The 8551-nt window shown below is 69.9% G+C and carries 8 protein-coding genes; 4 read left to right on the top strand and 4 right to left on the bottom strand.

The window, feature by feature from the left end:
* A partial coding sequence (locus ON39_RS23165; RefSeq protein ID WP_040737571.1) for an MFS transporter occupies nt 1–527 on the bottom strand: 527 nt, incomplete at its 3' end.
* A 91-nt stretch (nt 528–618) separates the two neighbouring features.
* On the opposite strand from ON39_RS23165, the gene ON39_RS23160 reads away from it, so the two are divergent.
* Nucleotides 619–1503 (top strand): LysR family transcriptional regulator, encoded by an 885-nt coding sequence (locus ON39_RS23160; protein WP_085998251.1) that lies wholly within the window; start codon nt 619–621, stop codon nt 1501–1503.
* Between the two features lie 671 nt (nt 1504–2174).
* Here the strand turns inward: ON39_RS23160 and ON39_RS23155 are convergent.
* Nucleotides 2175–3893, bottom strand: coding sequence for an alpha/beta fold hydrolase (locus ON39_RS23155; RefSeq protein ID WP_040737569.1), 1719 nt, complete (start codon nt 3891–3893; stop codon nt 2175–2177).
* A gap of 67 nt (nt 3894–3960) precedes the next feature.
* Nucleotides 3961–4515 (bottom strand): TetR/AcrR family transcriptional regulator, encoded by a 555-nt coding sequence (locus ON39_RS23150; RefSeq protein ID WP_040737568.1) that lies wholly within the window; start codon nt 4513–4515, stop codon nt 3961–3963.
* Nucleotides 4516–4661: 146 nt separating this feature from the next.
* Between ON39_RS23150 and serA the strand changes: the two genes are divergently transcribed.
* From serA to ON39_RS23135, 3 genes are all read left to right on the top strand, one after another.
* Nucleotides 4662–6260, top strand: coding sequence for a phosphoglycerate dehydrogenase (gene serA, locus ON39_RS23145; RefSeq protein ID WP_040737567.1), 1599 nt, complete (start codon nt 4662–4664; stop codon nt 6258–6260).
* Nucleotides 6261–6318: 58 nt separating this feature from the next.
* Entirely contained in the window at nt 6319–7326 is a 1008-nt protein-coding gene (locus tag ON39_RS23140; RefSeq protein ID WP_040737566.1) for a 3-isopropylmalate dehydrogenase, read from the top strand.
* A gap of 132 nt (nt 7327–7458) precedes the next feature.
* The gene (locus ON39_RS23135; protein WP_083894640.1) at nt 7459–8061 is read left to right on the top strand and encodes a Uma2 family endonuclease; all 603 of its coding nucleotides are present in this window, start codon (nt 7459–7461) and stop codon (nt 8059–8061) included.
* Between the two features lie 22 nt (nt 8062–8083).
* On the opposite strand, the gene ON39_RS23130 is transcribed toward ON39_RS23135, so the two are convergent.
* Nucleotides 8084–8551, bottom strand: a 468-nt coding sequence (locus tag ON39_RS23130; protein WP_051186942.1) for a TetR/AcrR family transcriptional regulator, incomplete at its 5' end; no start/stop codon positions are given.

The following is an 8551-nucleotide window of genomic DNA, read 5'->3' as shown; positions in this document are numbered from 1 at the left end:
CACCCGGCGACCGCGCCGATGTAGGTTCCGGCCGGGACGCCGATCATCGAGGCCACCGCGACGCCGCTGAAGACCAGTGCCGTGGCGGCGCCGACGGACTTCTCGGGCACCAGGCGCGCGGCCATGCTCGCCGCGATCGCCCATACCCCGCCGATCCCGATGCCGACCAGCACCCGCGCCGCCATCATGATCGCGAAGTTCGGCGACCAGGCCGCCCCGAGATTGCCGAGCGTCAGCACCGCGAGCAGCACGCACAGCACCAGCCTGCGATCGGAGCGGCCGAGCGCGGCGGCGATCAGCGGCGCGGCGACGGCGGCGACGAATCCCGTGGCCGTCAGGGAGAGCCCGACCGCGCCCTCGGTGACGCGCAATGTGTCGCTGATGGGGGTGAGCAACCCGACCGGCAGCATCTCCGAGGTGACGACCGTGAACGTGGCCCCGGTCACGGCCCCGACGCCGAGCCAGCCGCGCAGTGCCGAATCGCGTTGCGCGGGCGCTGGACTCGCGACTTCATCAACCTGTGTCATGTCTCCAGCCAAGTGATCGTGCCGGGCGGAAACAACGGCGAAGGTCTCATCGTTCTATGAGCTGAACTCATCGACGCTGGAGAGGGAGCCAATGAGCCTGGAGGTGCGCGAGCTGGAGGCCTTCCTCGTCCTCGCCGAGGAGCTGCACTTCGGGCGCGCGGGCGAGCGGCTGTATGTCTCGCAGAGCCGGGTGAGTCAACTGCTGCGCGCACTCGAGCAGCGGGTCGGCGCGCGGCTCATCGAGCGCACCAGCCGCAAGGTCGCGCTGACGCCGCTCGGCGAAAACTTCCTGGCCGATCTGCGACCTGCCTACACCGCGTTGCACGCCACGGTGGACAGCGTGCGGGCGGCGGCCCGCGGAATGCAAGGGGTGCTGCGGATCGGCTTCCAGGGTTCGACCAGCGAGAACCTGACCGACGCGCTCGCCCTGTTCGAGCGCAGGTTTCCGGCCTGCACCGCCGAGGTGGTCGAGATCCCGCTGTCGGATCCGTTCGGGCCGGTGCACCGCGGCGAGGTCGATCTCGCGGTGGTGCTGCTGCCGATGGGCGAGAGCGACCTCGTGCTCGGACAGGTCTTCTCGGAGCAGCAGCAGATGCTCGCGATGCACCGCGGACATCCGCTCGCGGCGCGGACCAGCCTGTCGCCGGAGGATCTGGCCGAGTTCTCGCTGGTCGGCGTGCGCGGACCCGCGCCGCACTACTGGCGGCGCGCCCAGTCGCTGGACGTGACGCCGGGTGGACGGCCTGTTCCGGCCGGGCCCCAGGTCGGCACGCTGTGGGAGGGCATCGAGGCGGTGGCGGGAGGGCAGGGCGCGATGCTGCTGTGCCACCCGACCGCGGTGTTCCATGACCGACCGGAGGTCAACTTCGTGCCGGTGACCGGGCTCGCGCACTCGCGGCTGGGACTGGTCTGGCATCGCAATCGCGAAACCACGCGGGTGCGGGCGTTTTCGCGCGCGGTGGCCGCGGTGGGTTGAGGAGCTCGCCGAGCCGGCGAGCAATAATGCGCGCGCGGCTATTCGGCCGCGGTGCACGGAACTGTCGGTTACATATCTGTCGATTCGCGCGTTCGGGCTACGGCTCGAGGGTGTAAAAGCCTGCGCCGGATGAGTTTTCGCTCTGTCGGAATCGCCGTAATTGTCCGTCTAAGGTTTCGATGCCTTATCGGCCCGCAATTGATTTCTCAGAGAATCTTTATGTTTACGGTGACCGGGCTGTGGGCGCGGGCCAGATCTGGCCATACACCATGGTCAAGCCCATGGTTTCCGGGGCTAACTACTTGGATGGACGCTTGACCAGGTGTTTTTCGTGATATGACTGTAACCTATGTCACTAAAGATCAAGTTTTCGTAACTGTCCTCGTAAGGCCGCCGATGTGCCTTGTGTCAGCCAGTACAACTGGATGGTCTTTCTACGAAGAGGTATTTAAATGATCCCCGTTATCATCGACACCGGTAGCGCTGCCCTCGGCGGTTTCCTGGACACCTTCGGTGCCGCTTTCCACGGAATCCTCGACACCCTGTGGACGGGCTCCTTCGGCGGCCGCTGAACAACGTGATGGTCGTTTGAACGACCGGGTCTCGCGCCCACTGAGCGCGATTCCGGAGAGGGCCCCGCACCGGCACGGTGCGGGGCCCTCCGCGTTCGGTCAGCGCGCGACCGCGCCGAGCCGGTCCGCGCCCAGCCGGGTGATCTCGGCCGCGACCAGCGCGGGATGGGTCAGCTGCGGGTAGTGACCGGCGTCCTCGATGACGGCCGGCTCGCCGGGCGCGATCGAGGGGAACGGATCCCGCGCGCCGACGACGATCCGGACCGGCACCGCCACTCGCGCGAGCGTCTCGGCCAACTCGGCCCTCCGTCCGGGCGCGCCGGCCCGGCGCAGCGCGGCGATCGTGCGTCCCGCAACTCCTGGCCGCCGCAGGTTGGCGGCCGCGCTGTCCACCGCGGGGCCTGCGGGGATGCCGAGCCGGCTTGCCAAGGCTTCCACGGACATTCGTCGCAGGGCCGGCGCCGCCAGCGGCGAGCGCAGCAGCCGACCGGCCGGCGGTTGCAGGAACGCGGGCGACACCAGAACCACGCCGGCGATCCGATCCGGATGGGCGGCGGCGTATTTCAGCACCGGACCGCAGCCGAGCGAGTGGCCGACCAGTACCGGACGGCTCTGTACGGAGCCCATCAATCGCGGCAGTACGTCATCGATGTCGCCGGGCGCGGACCGCCCCAGGCCGGGCAGATCGGCGACCAGACTCGGCGCTCCGAGAGCGTCCCTGACCTCCGACCAGGATTCGCTGTCGACGGGCAGGCCGTGCAGTAGGACATAGGCCGGATGCGCCCGGTCTCCGGAAACCCAAGTGCCGTCGACGAATCCGGCGGTCGGGTCCGCCTCGACGGCGCCGAATCGGCTCGCGACCAGATGGTCGGCCCACTCGTGCAGCACGGTTTCGGCCCGCGGCATGGTGAGCCCCGTCCTGCGTGCGACCTCGTCCGCGGCGGCGGTGTCGTAGCGATCGTCCGCGATGAACGCAAGCGTCTCCGGGTCCGCGCCGGTCAGCGCGCGCGGCAGCCTCTCGATGACGCCGACCGGAATGGTGAGACGCGGTGCGCGCACGCCCATATGCCCGGCGAGCAGCCGAATCAGGTCCGGTAGCACCGGCGTTCGGGGATCGAGGACCGTGAAGGACCGGCCCACCGTGTCCTCCTGGCTCGGCAGGCCGACGAGGAAGGACGCGAAGTAGTCCAGATCGACTATCGGAACGAAGGTTTCGCGACCGCCGGGGATCGCCGCGAGCCGGCCGCGCCAGAGATCCTCGACAAGGCTTGCGAGCCCGATGTATTGACCCGGACCGAGCACGCCGCTCGGGTTGGTGATCGTGAGCGGAAGGCCGCGCTCGGCCGCGCGGCGGCGCAGCAGCGGATCCGACTCGAGCTTGGACCCCTCGTAAGCCCCTCTCGCAGAGCGCGGTTCGCCGGAGCCCTCGGTGGTGACGCGGTAACCGGTGATGTGGACGACACGCCGCAGGGCGGGCAGCGCCGCGGCCCAGTCGAGGACGTTGAGCGCCCCGGTCACGTTCACCGCGTACGCGTCGGCCTCGTCGAGCCCGAAGGCGAAGCGCGCCGCGCAGTTGTAGACGTCACGGATGCCGGAGGTGTCGAGGTCGGCGGGCAGGCCGAGGTCCGTCGCGGTCACGTCGCAGAGGACGACGGTGAGGCCGGTCCGATCGACGGCGCGAGCGCGTAGCCACTCGTCGAGCCGGTTTTCACCGCCCGGACGAAGGGCCGCGACGACAGAATCGCCCTGCTCGAGTAGTCGCGCCACCGCCGCGCGGCCGATGAACCCGGCGGCGCCGAGCACGATGCTGTGGGACATGAAACTCCTTAATGGACCGGTCTACATATTTTGAAGTCATGCGAAAAGGCTTCGGAACGCGAGTGATTCAGAGCATGGCGCGAATCGTGCGCGCCACGCGCTCCAGCGGCTCGCGGCTGCGCTGCGCACGGGCCAGCAACAGCCCGCCCTCGACCATGGCGAGAATCGACGCGGCCAGGTCGTCCGCGTTCGCCCGTCCGTCGGCCTGGAGCCGATCGCGCAGCGCCGTCTCCCACGCGGAATAGGCTGCGGCGCATTCGGTCTGGATGGCGTCGTTGGCGGCCGATACGTCCAGCGTGACGGCGGCGACCGGGCAACCCTGGTGCCACCCGGAGGCCTCCAGCCGATCACCGAACGCGGTGAGCAGGCTGGTCGCCGCCGCCGCGGTGTCGCCGGGCGGGACCGCGGCGATCAGTGCCGCGATCTCGGCGCCCGCCTCGGCGACCGCCGCCGCGACGAGTTGGTCCTTGCCGCCGGGGAAGTGGAAGTACAGCGAGCCGCGCGGGGCGCCGCTGGCCTCGATGATCTGGTTGAGTCCGGCGCCGAAGTATCCGTGTTTCTCCACCAGGCCGCGCGTGGCGCGGATCAGTCGGCAGCGCGTCTCGGTTCCCTTGGCACCCATGCGGCAACTGTAGACCGGTCTTCATATTTTGACCACCGTGCCATACTGACGACGGCCGCCTTACCAGGGGGTAGCACATGCCGAAACAAGGCCCACTAAGCTGATCGGCGGTAATTGCCGACCCCATTCCCCAGGAGTACTCCACAGTGAGCCAAGCAGGCCGTCCTGTTGTCCTGATCGCCGACAAGCTTGCCCAGTCGACCGTCGACGCGCTCGGTGACGGAGTCGAGGTTCGGTGGGTCGACGGCCCCGACCGCCCGGCTCTGCTCGCCGCGGTCCCCGAGGCCGACGCGCTACTCGTGCGCTCCGCGACCACGGTGGACGCCGAGGTGCTCGAGGCGGGCAAGAACCTGAAGATCGTCGCGCGCGCCGGCGTCGGCCTCGACAATGTCGACGTGCCCGCGGCCACCGAGCGCGGCGTCATGGTCGTGAACGCGCCGACCTCCAACATCCACACCGCCGCCGAACACGCCGTCACGCTGCTGCTCGCCGCCGCGCGCCAGATCCCGGCGGCCGACGCCACCCTGCGCGAGCACACCTGGCAGCGCAGCAAATTCAACGGCGTCGAGATCTTCGGCAAGACCGTCGGCGTGGTCGGCCTCGGCCGCATCGGCCAGCTGTTCGCCGCCCGGCTCGCCGCGTTCGAGACCAAGATCGTCGCGTACGACCCCTACGTCTCGCCCGCCCGCGCCGCCCAGCTCGGCATCGAGCTGCTGAGCCTGGACGAGCTGCTCGAGCGCGCCGACCTCATCTCGGTGCACCTGCCGAAGACCCCGGAGACCAAGGGCATCATCGGCAAGGAAGCCATCGCCAAGACCAAGCCGGGCGTCATCATCGTCAACGCCGCGCGCGGTGGCCTCGTCGACGAGCAGGCGCTGGCCGACGCGATCAAATCCGGTCATGTGCGGGCCGCCGGCCTCGACGTGTTCGAGACCGAGCCGTGCACCGACAGCCCGCTGTTCGACCTGCCGCAGGTCGTGGTGACCCCGCACCTCGGCGCGTCCACCGCGGAGGCGCAGGACCGGGCGGGCACCGACGTCGCCAAGTCCGTATTGCTCGCGCTCGCCGGGGAATTCGTGCCCGGCGCGGTGAACGTCACCGGCGGCGCCGTCGGCGAAGAGGTCGCGCCGTGGCTGGACATCGTGCGCAAGCAGGGCGCGCTGCTCGGCGCGCTCTCCGACGAGCTGCCGGTCAGCGTCGAGGTGCGGGTGCGCGGCGAGCTCGCCGCGCAAGACGTTGCGGTGCTGGAGCTTTCGGCCCTGCGCGGCATCTTCTCCGCGCTGGTCGAAGATCAGGTCACCTTCGTCAACGCGCCGGCCCTGGCCAAGGAGCGCGGCATCACCGCGCAGGTGAACACCGCGCCGGAGAGCCCGAGCCACCGCAGCGTCGTCGACCTGCGCGCCGTGTTCGGCGACGGCCGCACCCTGAACGTGGCGGGCACGCTGACCGAGCCGCAGCAGGTGCAGAAGATCGTGAACATCAACGGCCGCAACTACGACATGCGCGCCGAGGGCACCAACATGGCGGTGCTGAACTACGAGGACCGGCCGGGCGCGCTCGGCAAGATCGGCACCAAGCTCGGCGAGGCCGGGATCGACATCCTCGCCGCGCAGCTGAGCCAGGACGTGGACAAGGAAGGCGCCACGGTGATCCTGCGGGTCAACCGCGAGGTGCCCGCCGAGGTCGAGGCCGCGATCGCCGAGTCGGTCGGCGCCGCGAAGGTCGTCGTCGTCGACCTGTTCTGATCGCGTCCGGGGGCGCGCCCATGGTCGGCGCGCCCCCGATTAACAACGGAGCATTGCCATGAAGCTTGCTGTCATCCCCGGCGACGGCATCGGGCCCGAGGTCATCGCCGAGGCGCTCAAGGTGCTCGACGTGGTCCAGCCCGGCGTCGAGCGGACCGAGTACGACCTCGGCGCGAAGCGCTACCACGCGACCGGTGAGATCCTGCCCGAATCCGTGCTGCCAGAGCTGAAGCAGCACGACGCGATCCTGCTCGGCGCGATCGGCGATCCGTCGGTGCCCAGCGGCGTGCTCGAGCGCGGCCTGCTGCTGCGCACCCGGTTCGCGCTGGATCACCACGTGAACCTGCGGCCGTCCAAGCTGTTTCCCGGGGTCACCAGCCCGCTGGCGGGCAGCCCGGACATCGACTTCGTGGTGGTCCGCGAGGGCACCGAGGGTCCGTACACCGGCACCGGCGGCGCGATCCGGGTGGAGACGCCGCACGAGGTGGCGACCGAGGTCAGCACCAACACCCGCTTCGGCATCGAGCGGGTCGTGCGCTACGCCTTCGCGAAGGCGCAGGCGCGGCGCAAGCACCTCACGTTGGTGCACAAGACCAACGTGCTCACCTTCGCCGGCTCGCTGTGGCAGCGCACGGTGGACGAGGTCGCGGCCGAATTCCCCGATGTCGCAACGGCTTACCAGCACATCGACGCGGCGACCATCCACATGGTGAACGACCCGGGCCGGTTCGACGTGATCGTCACCGACAACCTGTTCGGCGACATCATCACCGACCTCGCGGCCGCGGTCAGCGGCGGCATCGGGCTGGCCGCCAGCGGCAATATCGATGCCTCCGGCGCCAACCCGAGCATGTTCGAGCCGGTGCACGGCAGCGCGCCGGATATCGCGGGGCAGTCCAAGGCCGATCCGACGGCCGCGATCCTGTCGGTATCGCTGCTGCTCAACCACCTCGGCAACGCCGAGGCCGCGGCCCGTATCGAATCCGCCGTCGCCAAGGACCTCGCCGCCCGCTCCGGCGCGGCGTCGACGGTCGAGGTCGGCGACCGCATCGCCGCCATAGTCTGAGCGAACACTCGAGAAGGTCCCGTACGGAGTACTCCGTACGGGACCTTCTCTATGTGTGAAACGCACGTGGGGTGGTAACCACGGACTGGTCCATGAAGTCGGCCGCTCGGCGACGGACAGACGGAGGGTTCGGTGAACGCACGGCGCGGGAATGGGGAGTCTCGGCTGGGCCCGTATGCCGGACTCGACCTGCGCGATGTCCCCGGCGGCGGTAAGGGTTTCGAGCTCGAGGACGGCTGGCTGGTCGAGGTGGCGGGCGGCGCCCGGCACAATCACGTGACGCAACGGCTCGGCCGGTTCATCGACGCGGGCGCGGTCGGCTCGGCCGTGCACCTGTGTGTCGGGAGCGGCTGGGAGGTGCGCACCCGCAGCGGAGTGCGCAAGCCCGACATCATCGTGGTGCCGAGGGAGGTCGCCAGGGCCGCCGTGGTCGCCGAGGTGCCCAAGCGGGTGCTCGGCTCCGAGGTGCGGCTGGCGGTCGAGGTGATCGCGCCGGGGAGCGGGACCGAACGCACCGATCGGGTGCGGAAGGTGCGTGAGTACGCGGCGGTCGGCATTCCGCAGTACTGGATCGTCGAGCACCAGCCCGACGTCGTGGTGCACCGGATGGTGTTGGGCGACGGCGGGTATGGCGCGGATCCCGTGGTGTGTTCCGGCAGCGTGTTCGACGCGGTGGTGGAGGCGGACGTGCCGTTTCGGGTCACGTTCGATCCCGCTGCGCTGCTCGACGTTTGAGCCGGGGGAGTCCGAGGAGCCGTTATCCCTTGCCGCGGCGGCGGTTCGGGCGATGGTCGACGCTGAGGGCGCGGCGCACGAACGCGACTGTCTCCGGGGCGATCTCGTCGTGGTGGCAGCCCGCGTCGATGCGCGCGATGGCGCGGCCGAGCGCGCCGTCGATCAGCTCGGCGGTCAGGTCGGGGTTCGGGTTGCCGAGAGCGGCGAGCGCCGCGCGCAGCGGGGCGGCCGAATCATGCTGCGCGTCGGCGAGATCGCGCCGGGTCGCCTCGTCGCGGGGCAGCGTGCTGCCGAGGACGGCCACGCGGTGTGCGCCGGACGCGGCCAGCGCCAACGTGGTTCGCACATACGCCTCGATCTGGCCGGCGGGGGTCTCGGCGCGCTCCACCGTGTCGCGGACGCGTTCGGCCCACTCCACCAGTGCGTCCCCCACGATCCGGAACAGGATCTCGTCACCGGATCGGAAGTACTTGTACACGCTGCTGCGGGC

It is taken from the genome of Nocardia tenerifensis NBRC 101015, from assembly GCF_000308715.1.
GTDB lineage: Bacteria > Actinomycetota > Actinomycetes > Mycobacteriales > Mycobacteriaceae > Nocardia > Nocardia tenerifensis.
This window is presented reverse-complemented; position numbering and strand designations above follow the sequence as displayed.